Genomic DNA, 23202 nt, shown 5'->3' on the forward strand with positions numbered 1-23202 from the left:
CCCGGTTCCCTCGAGGGACCGGGCTTTCGGCGTTTTCGCGGCCGAGCTTCGTAAGATCGCTCCATGGCTCGCCAGGTGCACAAGATCCACTCGTTGCCGGATGACGCTCCGTGGGACAAGGGTGTGCCCCCTTCCGGGTCTTCCGAGCACCCGATGATGGTGCGCGGCCTCGACCGCGTGCTCTCGATCCAGCGCCCGCTCGTGCTCGCGCACATCCGCAGCATCCGTCTTCGCAACCCTCAGGCCACGCCCACCGAGATCATCCGGATCCTCGAACGCCGCTATCTCGCCGCCGTGACCACCGGTGGCGCCGCGGTGGGCGCGACCGCCGTCGTTCCCGGCATCGGCACCGGCGTGACTCTCGCGCTGTCCGGTGTCGAGACCGTGGGCTTCGTGGAGTCGACGGCCCTGTTCGCGCAGTCGGTCGCTGAGGTGCACGGCATCGCGGTCGCCAACCCCGACCGTGCGCGCGCCCTGGTGATGACCTTGATGCTCGGCAAGGAGGGCGTCGATCTGGTCGGTCAGCTCGCCGGGCAGGTCGCCGGACGCGGCGGGAGCAGATCGTCGTACTGGGGTGAACTCGTCACGAAGTCGCTCCCCCGCGCCGCCGTCGGCCCCCTGGTCGATCAGCTCAAGAGCATGTTCGTGAAGCAGTTCGCCGCGAAGGGCGGCGCCTCCGTGATCGGCAAGGCCCTCCCGTTCGGCGTCGGCGCAGCCATCGGCGGGGCAGGGAACAACATCCTCGGCCGTCGCGTGCTCACGACCTCGCACAAGGCTTTCGGTGCGGCTCCGATCGATCTGCCGCTCGAGCTCGAACCGGTGCCGGGAGCGGAGAAGCTCGAGCTGCGGATGCTCCGCGGCGCGCGGTATGCCGGCAACGCCGTGGCCGGTGCGGCAGGAACGACCGTCCGCGGAGTCGGCTGGGTCGGTCGCAAGGCCCTCTCCCTCGGCCGTTCCCCGAAGTCGGACCCGGAGTTGGAGGAGAACGATCCCGCGAAAACCACCGACGTGAAGCGGGAGAACGACGCCCCGACGGCAGCGGATGCGGACGCCGCACACTGAGCACTGCACGTAGGTCGCCAAAGGATCGGCCGCCCCGTTGTGCCGAGCATCCAACAGACCGGGCCGACCCGACGCTAGGGTGGAATCCGTGACGGACAAGCCCGACCTCTTTACCACCGCCGGCAAGATCGCGGATCTGCGCGCTCGCTACACCGAAGCCGTCGTCGACGCAGAAGCCAAGGCGAAGGAGAAGCAGCACGCCAAGGGCAAGATGACCGCCCGTGAGCGCATCGAACTGCTCGTCGACCCCGGAAGCTTCGTCGAGTTCGACGAGTACGTGCGCCACCGCACCACCGCCTTCGGCATGGACCGCTCCCGCCCCTACGGCGACTCGGTCGTCACCGGTGTCGGCACGATCAACGGGCGCACCGTCGCGGTGTACTCGCAGGACTTCTCGACCTTCGGCGGCTCACTCGGCGAAGTCGCCGGCGAGAAGATCGTGAAGATCATGGAGTTCGCCCTCGCCGGCGGGATGCCCTGCATCGGCATCCTCGACTCAGGCGGTGCGCGTATCCAGGAGGGCGTCGTCGCCCTGGGCAAGTACGGCGAGATCTTCCGCCTCAACACCCGCGCCTCCGGCGTGATCCCTCAGATCTCCATCATCATGGGCCCCGCGGCCGGTGGCGCCGTGTATTCCCCCGCGCTCACGGACTTCGTGATCATGGTCGACAAGACCAGCCAGATGTTCGTCACCGGTCCCGACGTGATCAAGACCGTGACCGGCGAGGACGTCGGCATGGAGGAACTCGGCGGCGCACTCACGCACAACACGCGCTCGGGCGTCGCGCACTACCTCGCCGAGGACGAAGACGACGCGATCGACTACGCGCGCACGCTGCTGAGCTTCCTTCCGGACAACAACATGGCGGAGCTGCCCTCGTACGAGAGCACCTTCGAGTTCGAGACCACCGACGCCGACCGTGTGCTGAACACGATCGTCCCCGACTCCACGAACCAGCCGTACGACATCCACACCGTCATCGAGCATGTGGTCGACGAGGGCGACTTCCTCGAGGTGCAGCCGCTGTTCGCCCCGAACATCGTGATCGGGTTCGGCCGCATCGAAGGCCGCTCCGTCGGCATCATCGCGAATCAGCCGTCGCAGATGGCCGGAACGCTGAACATCGAAGCCGGCGAGAAGGCGAGCCGCTTCGTCCGGTTCTGCGACGCGTTCTCCATCCCGATCGTCACCCTCGTCGACGTCCCCGGTTACCTGCCGGGAACCGACCAGGAGTGGACGGGTGTCATCCGCCGCGGCGCGAAGCTCCTCTACGCCTACGCGGAGGCCACGGTCCCGCTCGTCACGGTGATCCTGCGCAAGGCCTACGGCGGCGCGTACATCGTGATGGGATCGAAGCAGCTCGGCGCCGACGTGAACCTCGCCTGGCCGACGGCGGAGATCGCCGTCATGGGCGGGCAGGGTGCCGTGAACATCCTGTACCGCGGCGAGATCAAGAAGGCCGAGGACGCCGGCGAAGACGTCGCCGCCGTGCGTACCCGCCTGGCGAACGAGTACACGTACAACGTCGCCTCACCGTTCCTCGCGGCGGAGCGCGGAGAGCTCGACGGCATCATCGAGCCGGCGAACACGCGCGTGTCGATCGCGAAGGCACTGCGTGCGCTGCGGGGCAAGCGCGCCGAGCTTCCGCCGAAGAAGCATGGGAACATCCCGCTGTGACCGCACGAGAGGCCGGGGTCGACGCATCGGAGCAGGCGGCATCGATGCTCACGATCACGCGCGGTTCAGCCACTGAAGAAGAGCTGGCCGCACTCATCGCGGTTATCAGCGAGGCCTATGCGTCCGAAGCGGCGGACGCCGTGGCCGATGAGCCGACCGTGTCCGCCTGGACCCGCACGCAGCGTCCGCTCCGGCGTCCGCTGCGCCGTGACATCCCGTGGGGGCGCTTCTCCGGGTGACGCCCCCGGCCTGCGCCTCGTGCGTCAGGCGGTGAGAGCTCAGCCGTCGAGCAGGAGCCCCGAGGCGCGGGGACTGAGCACGGAGTCGAGCACCACGCAGCCGGCGCCCACCGCGCCCACGTCGTCGCCGACGACCGTCCCGTCGACGGGCAGCTTGCGCACCGCCCGTGTCGCGCTCGCCCGATCGAGGCGACCGGGGATCTCGCTGAGGTACACCTCCGCGAGCCGCGACCAGAACGGGCCGCCGAACACGACGCGGTCCACGTCGAGCATGTTCGCGAGCGCGGCGGTCAGGACGGACATGTGCACAGCCGCCTGCCGCAGCACGGCCAGAGCGGCGACGTCGCCGCGGCCGGCACGCTCGCAGAGCTCCCCGAAGCGCTCGTCGACGGACTCGACATCGCTCGCCTCGCGATCGTCCTGGAACACCCCCGCACGCTCCGCCTGTTCGACGATGGCTTGTGGCGTGCAGACGACCTCGACGCATCCCCGAGAACCGCAGGTGCACCGCGGACCGTCAGGATCCACGATCACGTGCCCGACCTCTCCGATGTTGCGTGTGCTCCCGGGCACGACCTCCCCCTCCCTGGCGAGGGCGGCCCCGATCCCGGTACCCAGATAGATGAAGACGAACGAATCGTCGGCCGACGCGCGTCGCGTCCACAGTTCGCCCGACGCGGCGGCAGTCGTGTCCTTCTCGAGCAGCACGGGAAGACCGGTCGCTTCGGCGAGCACCGCACGCAGCCGTACCCGGTGCCAGCCGAGCAGCTTCGGCGGGTCGATCACCGTGCCCTTCTCCGCATCGAGAGGCCCGGGGGCGGCGACTCCCACTCCGGCGATCCGGTCGCGGTCCACGTCCGCCTCGGCGATCAAGGCGTCGATGGTGGCCGCCATGGCGGAGATGATCCACCGCGGTTCCTTCGCCGGGGTGCGTATGCTCTTCCGATGCACGACGGCGCCGGACAGGTCGAGCAGGACGAAGGTCATGATGGCGGGGTCGAGGTGTACCCCCACCGCGAAGCGACTGTCCGGGACGAGCCGCAGGGTCACGCGGGGTTTGCCCGGACCGTTGATGGTGCGCCCCGCCTCACGGATGAATCCGTCGTCGAGGAGTCGGCGGGTGATGTTCGTCACCGTCTGTGCGGACAGCCCGGTGGCGGAGGCGAGTTCGATGCGGCTCAGCCCTTCCCCGGACTGTCGGATCGCCTCCAGGACAACGGACTGATTGAAGTCCCCCATCCGCGGAAGGTTGGTTCCCCGACGCGTTCCCATCGTCCTATGATCCCTCATCGAGCGAGAAATCGTGTCCCCCAAAATACCTACAGACAACGAATGGAAGAACCCCCAGACTGGAGGAGACGCTTCGCGTTCGGCTGGTCTCTCTGTCCCAGGGTAGACAGACGCTGATCGGCCACCAGCGGACGGTTTTCGGGTAACTGTCCGCACGGCGAGGGGCTGGCGATAACGCCGCCCCTCGCCCACTCTCCTCACCCCGTCGGGAGCGCGGCGTCTTCAGACGGCTTCCGCCTCCCGAGCGATCTCATGCCACAGGTCGACCGCGTCATCGTCGCCCGAGGCACGCGTCCCCGCACGTCCGACGACGGTCACCGCGACACGGGCATCGCGAGCCGAACGGATGATGAGCCGCGCGCTCTGCGCCTGCATGAGCACGGAGGCGAGCTCGTCCCGGATCTCGCTGCGTCGCGTTTCGTCGATGCCGTCGAATCCGCCCTCGTCGAAGACCGTGACGACGGCGCCGCGCAGACGGGCGGCGTCGATCGCGTTGCGCACGGCATCGTTGAGCAGATCCGCTCCGCGCAGCTCGTCGCGCAGCCGCCCCTCGGCGAGGCGCGCTTCGAGTCGCTCCCGGTCGTCGAGGGCGCCACGGGAGGCGACGACACGACCGAGCACCGGCCCGGCGACCGCCAGGGCGAACTGCGTGCGCAGACGCCTCTCCCGCTGGCGCACGCTCTGGGTGGCGTGCCAGGCCGAGACCGCCTGCTGGATCTCGGCGAGCCGTTCGGTGTCGCGCACCGCGCGATCCCAGAACATCACGAGGAGTCGGGCGACGACGATCCACATGATCGAGCCGACCAGGCCGAGGGTGAGCGCCACGCCGACCCCGAGGTATGCCGAGGAGGCCGCGACGAGAACCGCGAGCGTCAGCCAGCCGATCAGGAACCGACGGCGGACGATGCACACGACACCGAGGAGCCCGAGCCCGCCGATGTACCAGGTGGCGAAAGGGGCGGTGCGGTCGGCGGGCTCCAGAGAGAACGTGACCAGGGCGGGGATGAGGGCGCTCGCGAGCAGGGCCAGCACCGCCGACCACAGAGGCATCCGCACAGACGTCGCGTCGCCCAGGATCGCGATGTTCACGGCCACGAGGTAGATGCCGATCGCGACGATCATCAACAACGGCGCCGTCGGCTGCTCGATCCACCAGATCGCGCGCGCGGCGAAGTACAGCGCGAACCCCACGGCGAGCGAGGTGGCGACGCTGCGGACGGTCCGGTTCACGAGCGCTCCCACCCCAGCACGACGGTCGTGCCCTGCTCATCGGATCGGATGTCCGCGGTGCCGGCGACTCCGGCCATGCGGGCGAAGATGGAGGCGCGGATCCCGAGCCGGTCGGCGCCGATCGCTGTGATGTCGAAACCCGGCCCCGTGTCCGACACGGTCACGGAGATCCCTTGGTCACCACACGCCTCGACGATGATGTGCAACCCGCGGCTGTTCGCGTGGGACACGGCGTTCCCGATCGCCTGCCGTGCGGCCAGCACGAGGGCTCGCGCCGCCCGTCCGGGGATCATTCCGATCCCGCCGCGCTCCTCGACGATCGCGTCGGCGCCGAGCTCCGAGAGCGAACGGCGGAGTTCGACCACGATCTGCGCGATCCCCACGGGCTCGTCGGTGCCCTCCTGGGACACGGCGGCTTCCGTGTTCGCGAGACGTGTGAGAGCCTCCCGTGCCATCGCGACCGCGAGCTCCTCCGCCCGCTCCCCCTCCGCCCGCTCGGCGGCGATCAACGCCGCGAGGACGCTGTCATGCATGAGCGCCGACATCGCCACGCGTTCCTCCTCGGCCGCGGCGGCAGCGGCTGCGGTGGAGTAGGAGGCGACGGCTTGCCCTCGTGCCTCGTCGACGCCGGCCGCGACGGAGCGGAACATCCAGCCGAGCGAGATGATCACCACGCCGAGGATGAGCGTGAAGGAGACATCGAAGGCGGTCGTGACCCAGAACTCCCGAGAGAACTCGCCCTGCACGAGACGCACGTAACCGTAGACGAACGGCATCACGGCCGCCCACGCGAACTGGAGCCGCAGGGGGAACGCGAGCATCGCCGCGACCACCCCCACGTTCACGAGGAAGAAGATCCAGGGCTGATCGCCGGCACTCTTGTCGGCGGGGTCCACGACCGTCGGCCACGCGGCGAGCGCCAGCAGGTAGACCACGGCGAAGAGGCCCGAGAAGGTGCGCACGCCGCGGCCGACCAGGCAGGCGACCAGCATCGCCGCGAGCGGGACGAACACCACGACGACCATCACGATGTGCACCACATCGGCCTGGGACAGGGTGTTCACCGCGGCGAACAGCGCCTGGGCGCCCAAGGCGGAGGATCCGATCGCGACGACGATCGCGAGGATCCGCTCCATGCGTTTGCCCGTGAATCGCTCGAACTCGGTCTCCGTGCTGCCCGGAGACGGGATCTTGCTCCAGGCATCGCGGATGCTGAGCGGATCAGCGGGCACTCGACGCCCCGTCTGCCGCGACGATGCCGTCCTCCATCGCTCGACGGAGGAGATCGACCTTCGTTGGTGCGGGCCGACCGACCTCGACGTACTTGACGCGTACGCGCGTGATGTTCTCCTTGGCAGTCGAGTAGGCGACGCCGAGCCGCTCGGCGACCGCCTTCAACGGAAGGCCCGTGGCATACAACCGGAGCACCTCGCGCTCGCGGCTGGAGAGCTGCGCGTCGGCGAAGGCCCGGTCACCGTCGACGGCGCTGGCCCATTCGACGTTGTTGAGCGCTTCGCCCTGAGCGACGGTCCGGATCGCGTCCATCACGTCATCGAGAGCGGACGACTTGCTGACGACCCCTGCGGCCCCGGCGGACAGAGCCTCACGCACAGCCGCGGGACGGTCGGCGACGCTGTGGATGACCACGCTCGCCCCGTCGTTCACGAGCGATGACACGTTCTCGGTCACGGTGCTGCCGTCGCCCAGGGTGAGGTCGAGGACCACGACGTCGGCAGGAGCGGCAGACGCCGAGGCCCGCCATTCCAGGTACGACACGACCGTGCTCCCCGAGAACACCACCGTCTGCGAGTCGCGCGCGCACGCGGCCTCGAGGCCGAGGCGAACGGACTCGTGATCGTCGATGAGTGCGACCCTGCTCATCCACCCAGCCTAGTGAGTCCGCGCAGACGGTCGCCGACGGCTCAGCGCGTCAGCAGCGCGACGACCTCGAAGTGGTGCGAGTGCGGGAACAGATCGAAACCTCGAAGACGATCGACGTTCCACCCCAGCGCCCGGAAGGTCCCGAGATCACGGGAGAGGGCGACCGGATCGCAGGCGACGTAGGCGACGGCCTCCGGCGCGAGCGCATGCACGGCCTCGACGACCTGACGGCCCGCTCCTGCGCGAGGCGGGTCGAGGATCACAGCCCCCGTGCGACCGCTGCTCCGGCGCGTGGACAAAAAGCGGTCGACCCGCGCGGTGACCGCGGTGACCTCGAGCGGCGCGAGGTTGGCAGCCGCGTGCGCAGTGGCCCGTGCGCTCGACTCCACCGTGACGATGTCGGTGCCGCCGAGATCGGCGAGTGTCGCGGCGAAGAGACCGACGCCGCCGTACAGGTCGTAGTGCGTCTTCGCCTCGTCGACGTGTCCGTCGAGGATGCCGTACACCGCGGCGTCGAGCACGGAGGCCGCCCGCGGATGGACCTGCCAGAATCCCGTCGCGTCCAGCTGGAAGGGCCGGTCTCCGACGAGTTCCTGGATCGTCTCGGGAGTCGGACGGCGCCGGAAGCCTCGCGCGACCTTGGCCGGACGCGCCGTCTCCTCGCGGCGGATGATGCGCACGCGACCGTCGGCGGGCTCGACGAGCTCGATCCGACCGGGAGCCTCACCGCGGAGCGCGAGCGCGGCCTCCGCGATCGCCGGGCGAGCGAGCGGGTGGGAAGACACGGGGATGACCCGGTGGCTGCGTGCGGCGAACGGCCCCACCGCGCCCGTGTCGTCGACGTGCAGGGTCACGCGCGTGCGCCACCCGGTGCCGTCTCCGGATTCGACGGCCTCGATCTCCGGGGCGACGAGTCCCTCCCCGGCGAAACGGTCGAGCGCCTCGGTCAGCACCTGGCGCTTGAGCACGCGCTGGTGGTCGAGCGCGATGTGCCCGAGGTCGGCTCCGCCGGGGCGGTCCGCGGGATCCCTCGAGACGTCGGCCTCGGCCCAGATGTGCGGTCGCCGATGCTCTGACGCCTCCAGCACCTCGATCGTCTCCGCTCGCCAGAAGCTGCGGGTCGAGGCATCGGCCCCGTCCTGCGGGGCGATCAGTCGCGCACGGACGCGCTCCCCGGGGACCGCGTCCGAGACGAAGACCACGCGCCCCTCGTGGCGGGCGATGAAGGTGCCCCCGTGTGCGATGCCGGTGATGTCGAGCTCGAGCACGTCGGCTGCGGAGGAAGTCATCCTTCGAGGATACGGTGGTGGACATGCGCGTCTGCCTCGCCTCGACCTCACCGGCCCGACTCATGCTGCTGCGGCAGGCGGGCATCGAACCGCTCACCGTCTCCCCGGACGTCGACGAAGACGCCGTCGCCGCCGCCGCGGAGGAAGAGCGCGGCACCCCGCTGGCCCCTGCGGAGCTCGTGCTGCTGCTCGCCCGGGCGAAGGCGGCCGCGGTCGCGCAGGGTCTCGCCGAGGAGGGGGTCTTCGACGGCCTCGTGATCGGCGGGGATTCGATGTTCGCCCTCGGCGGGCGCGTCTACGGCAAGCCCTACACCCCCGAGGAGGCCACGCGACGCTGGCAGGAGATGCGCGGTGCCACGGGCATCCTGCATTCCGGGCACTCCGTCTTCCGTGTCGCGCCCGGCCAGACACCCGTCGAGGCGACCGCGGTCGCCGAGGCTGCAGTGACCTTCGCCGACGATGTCAGCGATGCCGAGATCGCCGCGTATGTGGCGTCGGGCGAACCCCTGCATGTGGCAGGGGCGTTCACGGTCGACAGCCTGGGCGGGGCCTTCATCACCCGCGTGGACGGCGACCCGTCCACCGTCGTGGGAATGTCCCTGTCGACCGTGCGGCGCCTGGCCACCGAGCTGGGCGTGCCGTGGACGGACCTGTGGTCGTAGACTCCCCTCCACGTTTCTGCCACTTTCTTGTGGGGAGTCGTCAAAGGGATCGGGATCCTTCTCGCTAGGCTGGCAAGCATGCCTGCTATCGCCAAGGTGCTCATCGCCAACCGCGGCGAGATCGCCGTACGCATCATCCGCGCCGCTCGTGACTCCGGGATCGCCTCGGTCGCCGTCTACGCCGACCAGGATCGGGACGCCCTGCACACGCGTCTGGCCGACGAGGCCTACGCTCTCGGCGGCTCGACCAGCGCGGAGACGTACCTCCAGATCGAGAAGATCCTGTCGATCGCCCGCCGTGCCGGTGCCGACGCCGTGCACCCCGGCTACGGCTTCCTGGCCGAGAACGCCGAGTTCGCACGCGCGATCATCGATGCGGGGATGACCTGGATCGGCCCGTCCCCCGAGGCCATCGAGGCACTCGGCGACAAGGTGACCGCGCGCCACGTGGCCGAGAAGGTCGGCGCGCCCCTCGCGCCCGGCACACCCGGCCCCGTCGACGGTGCCGACGAGGTCATCGCCTTCGCGAAGGAATTCGGCCTCCCCATCGCCATCAAGGCCGCCTATGGCGGCGGCGGCCGCGGCCTCAAGGTCGCCCGCGAGCTCGACGAGGTCGCCGAGCTCTTCGAGTCGGCCACCCGCGAAGCCGTTGCCGCGTTCGGCCGCGGCGAGTGCTTCGTGGAGAAGTACCTCGACAAGCCGCGCCACGTCGAGACCCAGTGCCTGGCCGATGCCGCGGGCAACGTCGTCGTGATCTCGACGCGCGACTGCTCGTTGCAGCGCCGTCACCAGAAGCTCGTCGAAGAGGCTCCGGCCCCGTTCCTGACAGACGAGCAGAACGCGCAGCTGTACTCCGCCTCGAAGGCCATCCTGAAGGAGGTCGGCTACGTCGGTGCCGGCACCTGCGAGTTCCTCATCGGTGCCGACGGCACGGTGTCGTTCCTCGAAGTGAACACCCGACTGCAGGTCGAGCACCCGGTCTCCGAAGAGGTCACCGGCATCGACCTGGTCCGCGAGCAGTTCCGCATCGCGGCCGGCGGCACCATCGACTACGACGACCCCGAGCCCCAGGGACACTCGTTCGAGTTCCGGATCAACGGCGAGGACCCCGGTCGCGGATTCCTCCCCCAGCCCGGGCCGATCCACGTGTTCAAGACGTTCGGCGGTCCCGGCATCCGCCTCGACTCGGGCGTCACCGCCGGGGACGCGGTCTCGGGGGCTTTCGATTCGCTCCTCGCGAAGATCATCGTCACGGGGAAGGACCGCGCCGAGGCGCTCGAGCGTTCGCGCCGCGCACTCGACGAGTTCGAGGTGGCCGGACTCCCCACGGTCATCCCGTTCCACCGCAAGGTCGTCCGCGACCCCGCGTTCACCGCGGAGAACGGCGACTTCGGAGTCTTCACCCGGTGGATCGAGACGGAGTTCGTCAACGACATCCCGGCCTGGGACGGTGAGCTCGAAGCCCCGGCACCGGCCGATTCGCGCCACACGGTCGTCGTCGAGGTCTCCGGCAAGCGCCTCGAGGTGAGCCTCCCCGATCGCGTCGCCGTCGCCCCGGGCACCGCGGGTCGCCCGGCTGCCGTGCCGCCGTCCCGTCGCAGCCACGCGACCACCGCCAATGCCGGAGCCTCCGGCGATGCGGTGAAGTCCCCCATGCAGGCGACCGTCGTCAAGATCGCGGTCGAGGACGGTCAGCAGGTCGTCAAGGGCGACCTCGTCGTCGTGCTCGAGGCGATGAAGATGGAGCAGCCGCTCCAGGCGCACAAGGACGGCGTCATCGGCAACATCAACGCGGACGCCGGAACGACGGTCTCCGCGGGACATCAGCTGCTCACCATCAGCTGACCTCCACGGTCCGGTCTCGTCGCGTTGTTCGCCGAGACCCCCGGTGAACGCCGAAACCCCGTGGTGCAGATGTCTGCCACACGGGGTTTCGGCGTCAGGCGGGGGTCTCGGCGATCCGTCGCGCCTCAGAACTCAGCCGCAGAACTCCGCCGCAGAGCTCAGGAGATGTTGACGAGGTGCATCGCCCTGCTCGCGTCGGTGATACTGCTCGACAGCGAGGGGTACGCGGCGAACACCCGCGAGACCTGGTCCACCGTGAGACGACGTTCGACGGCCACGGCGATCGGGTAGATCAGTTCCGACGCCTTCGGGGCCACGATCACGCCACCGATCACCGTGCCGGAACCCTTGCGGGCGATGATCTTGACGAAGCCGTCCTTGATGCCCATCATCTTGGCGCGGGGGTTGGCGGCGAGGGGAAGCTTGTAGACGAGACCGTCGGTCACCCCGTCCTCAGCGTCCTTCTGCGAGAAACCCACGGTCGCGATCTCGGGTGCCGTGAAGATGTTCGAGGTGATCTTGATCAGTTCGAGCGGGATCACGATGTCGCCGAGTGCGTGGAACACCGCCGTGCGTCCCTGCATGGAGGCGACGGAGGCCAGCGGGAAGAAGTTCGTGCAGTCGCCGACCGCGTAGATGTTGGGCACCGAGGTGCGGGCGACGCGGTTCACGCGCACATGACCTGAATCATCGAGCTCGACGCCCGCCTCCTCCAGACCGATGCCCGCGGTGTTGGGGATGGAGCCGACGGCCATCAAGCAGTGGCTCCCGTCGACCGTGCGGCCGTCGGACAGCGTCACGGTCACCCCGTCGTCGGTGACCTCGACCCGGTCGGCGCGGGACTTCGAGAGCACCTGCATCCCGCCGCGCTTGAACACCTTCTCCAGAACGCGTGCGGCGTCCTGGTCCTCCCCCGGGAGCACCTGCTCGCGGCTGGAGATGAGCGTGACCTTCGCACCGAGGTTCATGTAAGCCGAGGCGAACTCCGCTCCGGTCACCCCCGACCCGACCACGATGAGGTGCTCGGGCAGCGCCTTCATGTCGTAGAGCTGGGTCCATGTGAGGATGCGCTTGCCGTCGGGTTTGGCGGAGTCGAGCTCACGCGGCGATGCCCCCACGGCCACGACGATCGTGTCGGCCTCGACCCGGTCGAAGTCGGTGCCGCCCTGACCGGTCGACACGACGATCGCCGTCGGCCCCTCGAGTCGTCCGTGCCCGGAGAGGATGCGCACCCCGGCCTCGAGGAGCGTGGCACGCATGTCCTCCGACTGCTGACCGGCGAGGGCCAGGAGGCGCTTGTTGACGGCCGCGAGATTGATCGCGATCTCGGGCTTGAGGGGCTTGCCGTTCTCGCCCTTGGCGTAGAAGTTGACTCCGAGGTCGCTCGCCTCGGAGATGGCGACGGCGGCATCCGCGGTCGCGATCAGGCTCTTGGAGGGGACCACGTCGGTGAGGACGGCCGATCCGCCGACCCCCACCCGCTCGACCAGGGTGACCTCGGCCCCGAGCTGAGCTGCCGCGAGGGCCGCCTCGTAACCGCCGGGACCGCCGCCGAGGACGGCGACGCGCTGAGTGCGCTCGAAAGTGGTGGAAGACATGGAATCCATTCTTCCCCAATCCTGGCCCCCGAGCCTGCACCTTCCTAGAGTGGATCCATGCCCGAAACGCACAGCAACCCCCTCGACGACCCGACCGCGAACCCCTTCGAGGTCGCCGCGCAGGCCGCCGCCGACATCGCGCGACTGTCCGGTGTCGAGAACCATGACATCGCCCTCACCCTCGGCAGCGGCTGGGGCAAGGCCGCCGACATCATCGGCGAGACGGTCGCCACGATCCCCGCCACCGAGGTCACCGGCTTCTCGAAGCCCGCGCTGGAGGGCCACGTCGGCACGCTGCGCAGCATCCGCACGCCCGGCGGCAAGAACGTCCTGGTGATCGGCGCACGCACGCACTACTACGAAGACCACGGCGTCCGGCGCGTCGTGCACAGCGTCCGCACCGCCGCGGCCACGGGCGCCAAGATCATGGTGCTCACCAACGGCGCCGGTGGCATCCGTGAGACCTGGCGACCCGGTCAGCCGGTGCTCATCAGCGATCACATCAACCTCACCGCCGATTCGCCGCTCGAGGGCGCCACGTTCATCGACCTCACCGACCTGTATTCGAAGCGACTGCGCGACCTCGCGCGCACGATCGATCCGATGCTCGATGAGGGCGTGTACACCCAGTTCCGCGGTCCGCACTACGAGACCCCGGCGGAGGTGCAGATGGCGAAGCACATCGGCGGACACATCGTCGGCATGTCGACCGCGCTCGAAGCGATCGCCGCCCGCGAGGCCGGCATGGAGATCCTCGGGTTCTCGCTCATCACGAATCTGGCCGCAGGCATCCAGCAGACCCCGCTGAGCCACGCCGAGGTGATCGAAGCCGGTCGTGAGGCGGAGCCGGTGATCTCCGCTCTCCTGGCGAGGGTGGTCGAGGCCCTGTGAACGAGGAGAGACTCGCGCAGGCGCGCGCCTGGCTGCGTCAGGACCCGGATCACCAGACACGCGACGAGCTCGCGGGCCTGATCACGCGGGCGTCCGCCGGTGAGGCGGCAGCGGCCGCAGAACTCGACGACCGGTTCCGCGGACGCCTGGAGTTCGGCACCGCGGGGCTCCGCGGCGAGCTCGGCGCCGGAAGCAACCGGATGAACCGGGTGCTCGTCGCCCAGGCCGCGGCGGGCTTCGCCGCGTATCTGCGGGAGAAGACGCACGGAACCACCCCGACCGTCGTGATCGGCTACGACGGGCGACGCAACTCGCGCGTGTTCGCGACCGACTCGGCGGAGCTGTTCGCCGGCGCGGGTCTGCGAGCGATCCTCCTGCCGCGCCTGCTGCCGACGCCCGTGCTCGCCTTCGCCGTGCGGCACTTCGGCGCCGACGCCGGTGTGATGGTGACCGCGAGCCACAACCCGCCGAACGACAACGGCTACAAGGTCTATCTCGGCGGCGCCGACCAGGGTTCGCAGATCGTCGCCCCGGCGGATGCCGAGATCGCCGCGCACATCCAGCGCACGGCCGATGCCGGCTCGATCGCCGCGCTGCCGCGCTCGACGGACTACGAGACCGCCGGCGAGGACGTCGTCGACGCGTATGTCGCGGCCACCGCCGCCGTGGCCCCCGCACCCGCCGGTGCCACCGGGATGCGATGGGTCTACACCGCGATGCACGGAGTGGGGTGGGAGACGGTGTCGCGCATCGTGCGCGAAGCGGGCTACCCGCAGCCTTTCGTCGTGGATGAGCAGCTCACGCCCGACGCCACCTTCCGCACGGTCTCCTTCCCGAACCCGGAGGAGCCGGGAGCGATGGATCTCGCCTTCGCGCGGGCTCGGCGGGTGAAGGCGGACTTCATCCTGGCCAACGACCCCGACGCCGATCGCCTGGCCGTCGCGGTTCCGGACGAGACGGCCGCGGACGGGTGGCGTCGACTCACCGGCAACGAGGTCGGGCTGCTGCTCGGGGCACGTGCCGCCCGCGCGGCCGCCGGCACACCGGGCGCCTCCCTCGCATGCTCCCTCGTCTCCTCCCCCGGTCTCGGCGCCGTCGCCGCCCACCACGGACTCGACTTCCACGAGACGCTCACCGGTTTCAAGTGGATCTCGCGCGCCCCGGGGATCGTCTTCGGTTTCGAGGAGGCCCTGGGCTACCTCGTGAACCCGGAGACGGTTCGCGACAAGGACGGAGTGTCGGCGGCCGTCGCGATCCTCGGGCTCGCCGCCGAGGCCCGTGACCGCGGAGCGACGCTCGTCGACCTGCTCGCCGAGTTGGGCGAGACCTACGGGCACTTCGCCAGCGGACAGGTGTCGGTGCGCGTCGAGGACCTCGCGGTCATCGGCAACGTCATGCTCGCCCTGCGCACGCTGCCGCCGACGCAGATCGCCGGACGTTCGATCACCTCGGCCGAGGACCTGATGCACGCCGCGCCGGGCGCACCCTCCGGGGATGTGCTGCGGTACCGCCTCGGCGACGGCTCGCGCGTGATCGTGCGCCCGAGCGGAACCGAACCCAAGCTCAAGGTCTACATCGACGCCCGGGCCGACTCCCCCGAAGCCGCTGCCGCGGCCGTCGTGGAGCTCGAGGCCGGAGTGCGGAACCTGCTCGACGAGCGCACCTGACATGCCGGTCCGACGCCTCATCGTCAGCGCCCACAACGGCGTGCACGCCCGTCCGGTGGCGGAGCTGGTGCGCCTCGCGCAGTCGCACGGCGCCCCCGTGACCCTGCGGACGGAGGACGGCACCACCGTCGACCTGAGCAGCGTGCTGGCCGTGATGGACCTCGGCATCTCGTCCGGGGATGCCGTGGTGCTCGAGACGACGGCCTCCGACACCGCGGAGGCCGTCCTCGATCAGCTCGCCGAGGTGCTCGCCCCGCGGGGGTGACGGCGGTCAGCCGTCGATCACGGCGACGAGCTCATCGAGGAACGCCTCGAACGTCGACCCCCGACGGACGATCCGCTGCACGCTCTCGCGTTCGCTGAACACCTCGACCAGCTGCTCGAACACCGTCTGGAACGCCGCACGGTCGCTCTCGCTGAACGCGGCGAGCGCGACGACCTGCACCCGGCCGTCCCCCCAGGCGGCCGAGCCGTCCGCCACCCCGATCGCGATGGCCGTGCGGGTCGCGGTCATCTGCAGCGCATGCGGGACGGCGAGCGCATCGGTGAACGCGGTCGATGACATCCGCTCGCGCACGATCGTGTTCTCGATGTAGTCCTCACCGATGAGCCCGGCCTGCACCAGCAACCCCCCGAGGCGGCGGATGATCGCCTCTTCCCCCTCGTCCGGCAACGGGAACACATAGGCGTCCGCCAGGAAGTAGCGGGCGAGCTCGCCGCGGAGGCGGGTGAGCCGTCGTCCGCGGCGCACCCGGGCGGCGGCCTGTTGGATCCGGTCGACGTCGGCATCGGTCAGGAACGGCTGGATCCGGACGAAACGGTCACCCGCCTGACCCGGCTCGATCGTGCTGAGCACGAGGTCGGTGTCGAAGGACGCCCAATCGGGGTCGACGTTGGTCACGACGGTGGTGACCTCGATCGCCGACCCCAGCGAGCGGTCGACACTCGAGCGGAGCAGCTCGTGCAGCTCGTGATATCCGGGGCAGACGATCGTGGCCGTGAGGATCGACTCGGCCTTGCGGCTGCGCTCCAGCCTCCCGCCCACGTGCATCGCGATGTACGCGATCTCGTCGTCGTGGATGGGCGTCCCGACGCGGTCGTGAAGGCCGCTCGCGATCGACACCGCCACTTCGAAGATCATCGGATAGGTGGTCTTGAGCGAGCGGGTGAGCGGGTTGCGCGTCAACGCGCTCTCCTCCGCTCGTCGCAACAGGTTCTGCACGTGCAGCGCGAGCCGGAGCACGAACGTCTCGTCGACGAGGTCCACCTGGAAGTCCTCGGCGGCTCTGCTGATCTCCGCACGGACGGCGGCCTCGACCGCGGGGTCCACCCCGCTGCGTGCCACCTCGCGGGTCGCGGCCTCCCCCGGCGCGACGATGCGGGTCAGGACGAGGGAGGCGAGGTGACCGCTGTCGCCCTCACCGAGCACGACCGAGAAGTGCTCGGACGCCAGTCGGGCGATGACCGTACCCACCCGGGGGATCTCCTCCCGCGCACCGGCCGGTGAGGAGTCGAGCGCGTGTCCGGCGGCGACACGCTCCGCCGCGATGGCGATGTGAAGGAGGACGTCGGCGATCGCGAGCTCGTTCACGTAGTAGCCGAGCTCGCCCAGCTCCCGGACCAGCGCGGACTTGAAGGGACCCACAGCGCTGGCGGCGACCGCGGACCCCGAGAGGGCACGACGGAAGGTCTCGGGGTGGAAGGAGGCGTCGTCCATCTCGTCGTGGGCGAGTCGGCTGAGAAGACGTCGTTGCGCGGCCTCGTCGCCGCGGAGTCGCACGTTCTCCCGGTCGCGCTCGAGCACGAGCTCGGTGCCGTCGAGCAGACCCCGCACGCGGACCAGGTCCGCTTCGAGGGTGGCCTCGCTGACGTGGAGTTCGTCTGCGGTGTCGAATACGTCGATTCCCGCCGGCACATCCAGAAGCCGCCGCACGAGCGTGTGCAGACGGTCACGGGGTGCGGATTCCCCGGCCTGTCGCCTCCGGAGTGCTCCACGAGCCCCGGGTCCCGCGCGGTAGCCCGCCGGAGAGGACTCGATCACGTCGGCACCGGGCGACCGCGCGTTCAGAGCGGCGACGTAGGAGCGGATGCTGCGCGGGGTGACTCCGAGCAGATCGGCGAGGCTGCCCGCCGTCGCCCAGCCCTCTTGTCGCAGCAGCACGGCGAGGAGCTGGTCCTGACGCTGGCGCGACATGAGCCTTCCCTTCCCGCGTGCTGACCGCACTGTCTCGACGTGGTCTCCATGATGTCAGCTTGCCGACGCGCTCGGGCGGAAGGCGCTGTTCCGCGGGGGCGGAAAGGAACGTGTTGGCGCAGGATCCTTCCGGTTCACAGACTGTTCTCAGGAAGGTGGGAATCGATGAGGATCCTCGTGGTGTGCGGCGCCGGCGCGTCGAGCACGTTCGTCGCACAGCGGCTCCGGAGTGCGGCGGCGACGGCCGGCCTCGGCTGGGAGGCGACGGCGGGGATGGAGAGCTCCGTGTCGGACTCCGATGTCGACCTCGTCCTCGTCGGCCCTCACCTGGGCGACCGGCTGGAAGCCATCCGCGCCCGTGCGCACGCACCCGTCGCGGTGCTCCCCGGGGACGTCTTCACGGACCGGGACGGCTCCCGCACCCTCGTCTACGCCCGATCGATCCTCGCCGCCGCCGGCGACACCCCGAAAGGAACATCATGACCGCCACCCGCACCGTCCGGATCGGCTCCTCCCACGGATTGCACGCCCGCCCGGCGAAACTCTTCGCGCAGGCGGCGAAGGACTCCGGCGTCGCCGTCACGATCGCCAAGGATTCGGGCAAGCCGGTCAATGCGGCGAGCATCCTCGGTGTCATCGCCCTGGCGGTCGAGTACGGCGACTACGTGACGCTCGCCGCCGAGGGGGACGGTGCCGAGGGCGTGCTCGACACCCTCACCGAGCTCCTCACCACAGACCATGATCAGGAGGCCGCCGGATGAGCGAGCTGCGGGGTGTGGGGATCGGTCTCGGGGTGGCACAGGGACCGGTCATCCGCATGTCCGAAGCGATGCCCGCTCCGGAGAACACGCCGAGCACCGCCGGAGCAGACGCCGAGCGCACCCGTGTGCACGAGGCCGTCGCGACCGTCGCCCGGGAGTTGAACGAGCGCGGCCGGACCGCAGGAGGCTCCGCTCAGGAGGTGCTCGAGGCCCAGGCGATGATCGCCGAAGATCCGACACTCCAGGACGAGGTCGACGCCCGCATCGATGCCGGCGCGACCGCCGAGTGGGCCGTGCACGACGCCTTCGCCGGCTTCCGCGCGACGCTCGAGGCCGTCGGCGGCTACCTCGGCGAGCGCGCCGCCGATCTCGATGACATCGCTCAGCGTGTGCTCGCGCACCTCCGCGGCGTCGAGGCGCCCGGTGTCCCGAACCCCGGGCACCCGTTCGTCCTGGTCGCACGCGATCTCGCCCCGGCCGACACCGCCCTGCTCGACCTGGATCAGGTGCTCGCACTGATCACGACCGACGGCGGGCCCACCTCGCACACCGCGATCCTCGCCCGGGAGAAGGGCATCGTCGCGATCGTGGGCGTCGCGGACGGCGCGCAGCTGGTGACGGGTGAGACGGTGATCGTGGATGCGGCCGCGGGCGTCGTGACCCGCGAGCCCACCGATGCGCAGAAGAGCCGCGCCACGGAGCGCGCGGCCGCCCGTCGTGCAGCCGACGCCGCTCCGCTGACTCCCGGCGCCCTCGCCGACGGCACGCCTGTCGCGCTGCTCGCGAATCTGGGGAAGCCCGCAGACGCCGCGGATGCGGTCGCTCGGGGGGCCGAGGGCGTCGGGCTCTTCCGCACCGAGTTCCTGTTCCTCTCCTCGGCTCAGGCGCCGACGGTCGCCCAGCAGCGCGAGTCCTACCGCGAGCTGCTGGCCGCGTTCCCCGGCAAGAAGGTCGTGGTGCGGATGCTGGACGCCGGCGCGGACAAGCCCCTCGCCTTCCTCAACGACGCCCACGAGGAGAATCCTGCGCTGGGGCTCCGGGGCCTTCGTGCCCTGCGAGCGAGCGAGGACATCCTCCGTGAGCAGCTGACGGCCCTCGCCGAGGCGGACGCCGAGACCGAGGCCGACCTCTGGGTGATGGCCCCCATGGTCGCCACCGTCGAGGAGACCAGGTACTTCACGGATCTCGCCCGCGAGTACGGGCTCACGACGGCCGGCGTCATGGTCGAGATCCCGGCGAGTGCTCTGCTCGCCGACCGCGTGCTCGCGCACGCCGATTTCGCCTCGATCGGCACCAACGATCTGACCCAGTACACGATGGCGGCGGACCGCATGCTCGGCTCCGTCGCCGGCTTCCAAGACCCCTGGCATCCTGCCGTCCTGCGCCTCGTGCGCGAGGTCGGCGAGGCGGGAGCGCGTCTCGGGAAGCCCGTCGGCATCTGCGGCGAAGCGGCGGCGGACCCCCTGCTGGCGGTCGTGCTCGTCGGGCTCGGCGCCACGAGCCTCTCGATGGCCCCGTCCGCGCTGGCCGACGTGCGACACGCACTCTCCGAACACACCCCGTCCGAGGCGCGGAGCCTCGCCGAAGCCGCCCTGGCCGCTGACGATGCCTCCTCCGCCCGAACCGCCGTGGCGACGCTCGCCGCGGAAATCACCCTCCACAAGAAAGAGACGACATCATGACGACGACGTCACCTGCCGCCACGAGAACCGGCGGCGTCCGCGTAGGAGTGCAACGCTTCGGCACGTTCCTCTCGGGCATGATCATGCCCAACATCGCGGCCTTCATCGCCTGGGGCTTCATCACGATGCTCTTCATCCCGAAGGGCTTCTTCGGGGCCGAGAGTCCCTCCCGCTGGCACTGGGCCGGCGTCGCCGAGATCATCGGCGGTGGCGGCGACTCCGCCGTCCTCGGCTGGCAGGGCGCGATGACGGCCGTCACCGAGAGCGCCGACGGCAACGTCCTGGCCTACGTCGGCCTCGTCGGCCCGATGGTCACCTACCTGCTGCCGCTGCTGATCGCGAACACCGCCGGCCGCATGGTCTACGGCGAGCGCGGCGGAGTGGTCGCCACGATCGCGACCGTCGGCGTCATCGTCGGCACGAACATCCCGATGTTCCTCGGCGCCATGATCATGGGTCCGATCGCCGCCTGGATCATGAAGCAGGTGGACCGCCTGTGGGACGGCAAGATCCGCCCCGGCTTCGAGATGCTGGTCAACAACTTCTCGGCGGGCATCCTGGGCATGATCCTCGCGATCGTCGGGTTCTTCGCCTTCGGGCCCGTCATGCTCGGCATCAGTGCCGTGCTGGGGACAGCCGTCGACTGGCTCGTCACGCTCAACCTGCTGCCGCTGGTGTCGATCATCGTCGAGCCGGCAAAGGTCCTGTTCCTGAACAACGCCATCAACCACGGTGTGTTCACCCCGCTGGGCATCGAGCAGGCCGCGGAGACCGGCAAGTCGATCCTCTTCCTCATCGAGGCGAACCCCGGGCCCGGGCTCGGCCTGCTGCTGGCATTCACCTTCTTCGGCGTGGGCGCTGCGAAGGCCTCGGCCCCCGGAGCGGCGATCATCCAGTTCTTCGGCGGTATCCACGAGATCTACTTCCCGTACGCGCTGAGCAAGCCGACCACGATCCTCGCACTCATCGCGGGTGGCGCGGCCGGTGTCACCACGAACATGGTCCTCGGCGGCGGCCTGGCCTTCCCCGCGGCCCCCGGCAGCATCATCGCGGTGACCGCCGCGGCCATCGGACCCGGTGTCGGCAACCTCCTCGTCGTGTACCTGTCGGTCATCATCGCCGCGACGGTGACGTTCCTCATCACCGGCGTCATCCTGCGGGCCTCGCGCAAGCGCGACCTCGAAGCCGAGGGTGACTCCTTCGGTGCCGCGATCGCACAGACCGAGGCGAACAAGGGCAAGTCGTCCGCCGCGATGGACGCGCTGCGCACGTCGACGGCGACCACGGCCTCCGCGGCAGCCCCGAGCACCACTGCGGTCGCGACCACTCCGATCGAGCGCATCGTCTTCGCCTGCGACGCCGGTATGGGCTCCTCCGCCATGGGCGCGAGCGTCTTGCGGAACAAGCTCAAGAAGGCGGGCATCGAGGACATCACGGTCACCAACCAGGCGATCGCCAACCTCGACGGCACGGCCGACGTGGTGATCACCCAGCAGCAGCTCACCGAGCGCGCCACGGCCAAGTCGCCCGACTCGGTCCACGTGTCGGTCGACAACTTCATGAACTCGCCCAAGTACGACGAGGTCGTGGACATGGTGCGCGAGCAGCGAAAGGAAGCAGAATGAGCGTTCTCACCCCCGAACAGGTGCGCATCCATCCCGGAAGCGCGACCAGGGACGAGGCCCTGCAGGAGGCGACGGACATCCTCGTGGCCGCCGGAGCCGTCACCCCGGCCTATGTCGACGCGATGCGACAGCGCGAGGAGACGGTCTCGACCTTCATGGGCAACGGACTGGCGATCCCGCACGGCACCAACGACGCGAAGGACGCGATCCTCGCCTCCGCGCTGTCGGTCGTCCGCTACGACGGCGGGGTCGACTGGTCAGGCGATCCCACGACATTCGTGATCGGCATCGCCGGCGTCGGCGACGAGCATCTGGAGATGCTCTCGCGCATCGCGATCCTGTTCTCCGAGGAGGATGACGTGGCTCGGCTCTCCGCCGCTCAGACACCGGAGGCGCTCTACGCCCTCCTCTCGGAGGTGAACGAGGGATGAAGGCGGTCCACTTCGGGGCCGGCAACATCGGTCGCGGTTTCGTCGGTCTGCTGCTGCGCCAGGGAGGCTACGAGGTCGTGTTCTCCGACGTCGCCGATGCCCTGGTCGACGCGATCAATGCGACCGCCGAGTACACCGTGCACGAGGCCGGCCCCGGAGGGACCGATCACGTCGTCACCGGCTTCCGCGCCGTCAACAGCCGCACCGATCCGGCCGCCGTGGCGGAAGAGGTCGCCTCGGCCGATGTCGTCACGACCGCAGTGGGTCCGACCGTGCTGCGGTTCGTGGCACCGTCGATCGTGGCGGGGTTGGCTCTCCGCTCCCCCGATGCCGCGCCGCTGCAGGTCATGGCCTGCGAGAACGCCATCGGGGCCACCGACCTGCTGCGCCGCGAGGTCGTGGCCGCGGCCGGGGCTGATGCCGACCTGCTGCTCGCGCGCGCCGTCTTCGCGAACACCGCGGTCGACCGCATCGTCCCGGCACAGCCGGCGGACGGCGGCGTCGACGTCACGGTGGAGCCGTACTACGAGTGGGCCATCGAGGCCGGCCCGTTCGGCGGCGCGCTGCCGAACATCCCCGGTGCCCACTTCGTCGACGACCTGGCGCCGTACATCGAGCGCAAGCTCTTCACCGTGAACACGGGGCACGCCGCCACCGCATACTTCGGCGCACGCGCGGGTATCGAGCGCATCTCGGATGCCCTGGCCGACCCGACGATCGCCTCGAGCGTCTCGGCCGCGCTGGAGGAGACCTCGGCAGTCCTGGTGGCCGAACACGGGCTCGACCCCGCTGACCTGGCGGCCTATCGGGCCACCATCCTGGACCGCTTCCGCAATCCCGCGCTCGTCGACACCGTGCAGCGCGTCGGCCGTCAGCCGTTGCGCAAGATCTCGCGACACGAGCGCTTCATCGGACCCGCCGCGATGGCTGCGGAACGCGACCTGCCGGCGGATGCGCTCGTCGCCGCCGTCGCCGCCGCGCTCGAGTTCGATGACCCCGCCGATGAGCAGTCGGTCGAACTGCAGGCGCTGCTGCGCACCGAGGACGCCACCGCGTTCACGACACGCACGACGGGACTCGATCCCGAGCACCCGCTGTTCCCTCGCGTGCGCGACGCCGTGGTGGACCGGCAGCAGCACCTCCGGCCCGACTGATCCACGGATCTCGACGCCCCCGC

At 69.9% G+C, this 23202-nt stretch carries 21 protein-coding genes; 14 read left to right on the forward strand and 7 right to left on the reverse strand.

Annotated elements, in window-relative coordinates; translation table 11 throughout:
• Nucleotides 1-63: 63 nt before the first annotated feature.
• The 3 genes from FGL91_RS17470 to FGL91_RS17480 all read left to right on the forward strand — a co-directional run bounded on the left by FGL91_RS17470 (nt 64) and on the right by FGL91_RS17480 (nt 2979).
• A complete protein-coding gene (locus tag FGL91_RS17470) occupies nt 64-1062 on the forward strand; it encodes a hypothetical protein (protein WP_227991709.1) in 999 nt (332 codons plus the stop codon).
• Between the two features lie 88 nt (nt 1063-1150).
• A complete protein-coding gene (locus FGL91_RS17475; RefSeq protein WP_372491404.1) occupies nt 1151-2740 on the forward strand; it encodes an acyl-CoA carboxylase subunit beta in 1590 nt (529 codons plus the stop codon).
• Between the two features lie 44 nt (nt 2741-2784).
• The gene (locus tag FGL91_RS17480) at nt 2785-2979 is read left to right on the forward strand and encodes an acyl-CoA carboxylase subunit epsilon (RefSeq protein WP_047523627.1); all 195 of its coding nucleotides are present in this window, start codon (nt 2785-2787) and stop codon (nt 2977-2979) included.
• Nucleotides 2980-3018: 39 nt separating this feature from the next.
• Here FGL91_RS17480 and FGL91_RS17485 read toward each other — a convergent pair whose 3' ends face one another.
• The 5 genes from FGL91_RS17485 to FGL91_RS17505 all read right to left on the reverse strand — a co-directional run bounded on the left by FGL91_RS17485 (nt 3019) and on the right by FGL91_RS17505 (nt 8669).
• Complete coding sequence (locus FGL91_RS17485) at nt 3019-4218, reverse strand: ROK family transcriptional regulator (RefSeq protein WP_153244784.1); 1200 nt, start codon at nt 4216-4218, stop codon at nt 3019-3021.
• A 273-nt stretch (nt 4219-4491) separates the two neighbouring features.
• Nucleotides 4492-5499, reverse strand: a complete 1008-nt coding sequence (locus tag FGL91_RS17490; RefSeq protein WP_227991712.1) for a hypothetical protein — start codon at nt 5497-5499, stop codon at nt 4492-4494.
• Nucleotides 5496-6731: an ATP-binding protein gene (locus tag FGL91_RS17495; RefSeq protein ID WP_131492667.1), complete on the reverse strand. Its 1236-nt coding sequence runs from the start codon at nt 6729-6731 to the stop codon at nt 5496-5498. Before FGL91_RS17495 ends, FGL91_RS17490 begins: the two co-directional genes overlap by 4 nt.
• Complete coding sequence (locus tag FGL91_RS17500; RefSeq protein ID WP_131492669.1) at nt 6721-7380, reverse strand: response regulator transcription factor; 660 nt, start codon at nt 7378-7380, stop codon at nt 6721-6723. The genes FGL91_RS17495 and FGL91_RS17500 overlap by 11 nt, the downstream gene beginning before the upstream one ends.
• 41 nt (nt 7381-7421) lie before the next feature.
• Entirely contained in the window at nt 7422-8669 is a 1248-nt protein-coding gene (locus FGL91_RS17505) for a class I SAM-dependent RNA methyltransferase (RefSeq protein WP_153244491.1), read from the reverse strand.
• Nucleotides 8670-8692: 23 nt separating this feature from the next.
• On the opposite strand from FGL91_RS17505, the gene FGL91_RS17510 reads away from it, so the two are divergent.
• The gene (locus FGL91_RS17510; RefSeq protein ID WP_153244785.1) at nt 8693-9331 is read left to right on the forward strand and encodes a Maf family protein; all 639 of its coding nucleotides are present in this window, start codon (nt 8693-8695) and stop codon (nt 9329-9331) included.
• A 78-nt stretch (nt 9332-9409) separates the two neighbouring features.
• Nucleotides 9410-11176, forward strand: coding sequence for an acetyl/propionyl/methylcrotonyl-CoA carboxylase subunit alpha (locus FGL91_RS17515; RefSeq protein WP_153244492.1), 1767 nt, complete (start codon nt 9410-9412; stop codon nt 11174-11176).
• Between the two features lie 158 nt (nt 11177-11334).
• Here FGL91_RS17515 and FGL91_RS17520 read toward each other — a convergent pair whose 3' ends face one another.
• Nucleotides 11335-12783 (reverse strand): NAD(P)H-quinone dehydrogenase, encoded by a 1449-nt coding sequence (locus FGL91_RS17520; protein WP_047523575.1) that lies wholly within the window; start codon nt 12781-12783, stop codon nt 11335-11337.
• 48 nt (nt 12784-12831) lie between these two features.
• Between FGL91_RS17520 and FGL91_RS17525 the strand changes: the two genes are divergently transcribed.
• Genes FGL91_RS17525 through FGL91_RS17535 form a run of 3 tightly spaced genes read left to right on the forward strand, consistent with a single transcriptional unit; the run spans nt 12832 to nt 15597 of the window.
• Nucleotides 12832-13665, forward strand: a complete 834-nt coding sequence (locus FGL91_RS17525) for a purine-nucleoside phosphorylase (RefSeq protein ID WP_131492674.1) — start codon at nt 12832-12834, stop codon at nt 13663-13665.
• Nucleotides 13662-15332 (forward strand): phospho-sugar mutase, encoded by a 1671-nt coding sequence (locus tag FGL91_RS17530; RefSeq protein ID WP_131492676.1) that lies wholly within the window; start codon nt 13662-13664, stop codon nt 15330-15332. Before FGL91_RS17525 ends, FGL91_RS17530 begins: the two co-directional genes overlap by 4 nt.
• Before the next feature lies 1 nt (nt 15333).
• Nucleotides 15334-15597: an HPr family phosphocarrier protein gene (locus tag FGL91_RS17535; RefSeq protein WP_131492678.1), complete on the forward strand. Its 264-nt coding sequence runs from the start codon at nt 15334-15336 to the stop codon at nt 15595-15597.
• A gap of 6 nt (nt 15598-15603) precedes the next feature.
• Here the strand turns inward: FGL91_RS17535 and FGL91_RS17540 are convergent, their stop codons facing one another.
• On the reverse strand, nt 15604-17526 hold the full coding sequence (locus tag FGL91_RS17540; protein ID WP_153244493.1) for a BglG family transcription antiterminator: 1923 nt from the start codon (nt 17524-17526) through the stop codon (nt 15604-15606).
• A 165-nt stretch (nt 17527-17691) separates the two neighbouring features.
• Here FGL91_RS17540 and FGL91_RS17545 point away from each other — a divergent pair, with 165 nt between their 5' ends.
• The 6 genes from FGL91_RS17545 to FGL91_RS17570 are packed head-to-tail and all read left to right on the forward strand — an operon-like array spanning nt 17692 to nt 23179.
• The gene (locus FGL91_RS17545; RefSeq protein ID WP_047523580.1) at nt 17692-18009 is read left to right on the forward strand and encodes a PTS sugar transporter subunit IIB; all 318 of its coding nucleotides are present in this window, start codon (nt 17692-17694) and stop codon (nt 18007-18009) included.
• On the forward strand, nt 18006-18287 hold the full coding sequence (locus FGL91_RS17550) for an HPr family phosphocarrier protein (protein ID WP_153244494.1): 282 nt from the start codon (nt 18006-18008) through the stop codon (nt 18285-18287). The genes FGL91_RS17545 and FGL91_RS17550 overlap by 4 nt, the downstream gene beginning before the upstream one ends.
• Nucleotides 18284-19969, forward strand: coding sequence for a phosphoenolpyruvate--protein phosphotransferase (ptsP, locus tag FGL91_RS17555; protein ID WP_153244495.1), 1686 nt, complete (start codon nt 18284-18286; stop codon nt 19967-19969). Before FGL91_RS17550 ends, ptsP begins: the two co-directional genes overlap by 4 nt.
• On the forward strand, nt 19966-21594 hold the full coding sequence (locus FGL91_RS17560) for a PTS mannitol transporter subunit IICB (RefSeq protein WP_153244496.1): 1629 nt from the start codon (nt 19966-19968) through the stop codon (nt 21592-21594). The genes ptsP and FGL91_RS17560 overlap by 4 nt, the downstream gene beginning before the upstream one ends.
• Entirely contained in the window at nt 21591-22025 is a 435-nt protein-coding gene (locus FGL91_RS17565; protein ID WP_153244497.1) for a PTS sugar transporter subunit IIA, read from the forward strand. The genes FGL91_RS17560 and FGL91_RS17565 overlap by 4 nt, the downstream gene beginning before the upstream one ends.
• Nucleotides 22022-23179 (forward strand): mannitol-1-phosphate 5-dehydrogenase, encoded by a 1158-nt coding sequence (locus FGL91_RS17570; RefSeq protein WP_153244498.1) that lies wholly within the window; start codon nt 22022-22024, stop codon nt 23177-23179. Before FGL91_RS17565 ends, FGL91_RS17570 begins: the two co-directional genes overlap by 4 nt.
• The last annotated feature ends 23 nt before the right edge of the window (nt 23180-23202 follow it).

Origin of the sequence: Microbacterium sp. CBA3102 (assembly GCF_007954505.1) — a bacterium.
In the GTDB taxonomy this organism is placed as follows: Bacteria; Actinomycetota; Actinomycetes; order Actinomycetales; family Microbacteriaceae; genus Microbacterium; species Microbacterium aurugineum.

Excerpts from the sequence above, each read along its gene's own strand:
- FGL91_RS17525 (WP_131492674.1), top strand. The coding sequence starts at position 12,832 with ATGCCCGAAACGCACAGCAACCCCCTCGACGACCCGACCGCGAACCCC.
- FGL91_RS17510 (WP_153244785.1), top strand. The coding sequence starts at position 8,693 with ATGCGCGTCTGCCTCGCCTCGACCTCACCGGCCCGACTCATGCTGCTG.
- FGL91_RS17560 (WP_153244496.1), top strand. The coding sequence starts at position 19,966 with ATGACGACGACGTCACCTGCCGCCACGAGAACCGGCGGCGTCCGCGTA.
- FGL91_RS17500 (WP_131492669.1), bottom strand. The coding sequence starts at position 7,380 with ATGAGCAGGGTCGCACTCATCGACGATCACGAGTCCGTTCGCCTCGGC.
- FGL91_RS17550 (WP_153244494.1), top strand. The coding sequence starts at position 18,006 with ATGACCGCCACCCGCACCGTCCGGATCGGCTCCTCCCACGGATTGCAC.
- FGL91_RS17470 (WP_227991709.1), top strand. The coding sequence starts at position 64 with ATGGCTCGCCAGGTGCACAAGATCCACTCGTTGCCGGATGACGCTCCG.
- FGL91_RS17545 (WP_047523580.1), top strand. The coding sequence starts at position 17,692 with ATGAGGATCCTCGTGGTGTGCGGCGCCGGCGCGTCGAGCACGTTCGTC.
- FGL91_RS17485 (WP_153244784.1), bottom strand. The coding sequence starts at position 4,218 with ATGGGGGACTTCAATCAGTCCGTTGTCCTGGAGGCGATCCGACAGTCC.
- FGL91_RS17570 (WP_153244498.1), top strand. The coding sequence starts at position 22,022 with ATGAAGGCGGTCCACTTCGGGGCCGGCAACATCGGTCGCGGTTTCGTC.
- FGL91_RS17480 (WP_047523627.1), top strand. The coding sequence starts at position 2,785 with ATGCTCACGATCACGCGCGGTTCAGCCACTGAAGAAGAGCTGGCCGCA.
- FGL91_RS17565 (WP_153244497.1), top strand. The coding sequence starts at position 21,591 with ATGAGCGTTCTCACCCCCGAACAGGTGCGCATCCATCCCGGAAGCGCG.
- FGL91_RS17540 (WP_153244493.1), bottom strand. The coding sequence starts at position 17,526 with ATGTCGCGCCAGCGTCAGGACCAGCTCCTCGCCGTGCTGCTGCGACAA.
- FGL91_RS17535 (WP_131492678.1), top strand. The coding sequence starts at position 15,334 with ATGCCGGTCCGACGCCTCATCGTCAGCGCCCACAACGGCGTGCACGCC.
- FGL91_RS17515 (WP_153244492.1), top strand. The coding sequence starts at position 9,410 with ATGCCTGCTATCGCCAAGGTGCTCATCGCCAACCGCGGCGAGATCGCC.
- FGL91_RS17520 (WP_047523575.1), bottom strand. The coding sequence starts at position 12,783 with ATGGATTCCATGTCTTCCACCACTTTCGAGCGCACTCAGCGCGTCGCC.
- ptsP (WP_153244495.1), top strand. The coding sequence starts at position 18,284 with ATGAGCGAGCTGCGGGGTGTGGGGATCGGTCTCGGGGTGGCACAGGGA.
- FGL91_RS17505 (WP_153244491.1), bottom strand. The coding sequence starts at position 8,669 with ATGACTTCCTCCGCAGCCGACGTGCTCGAGCTCGACATCACCGGCATC.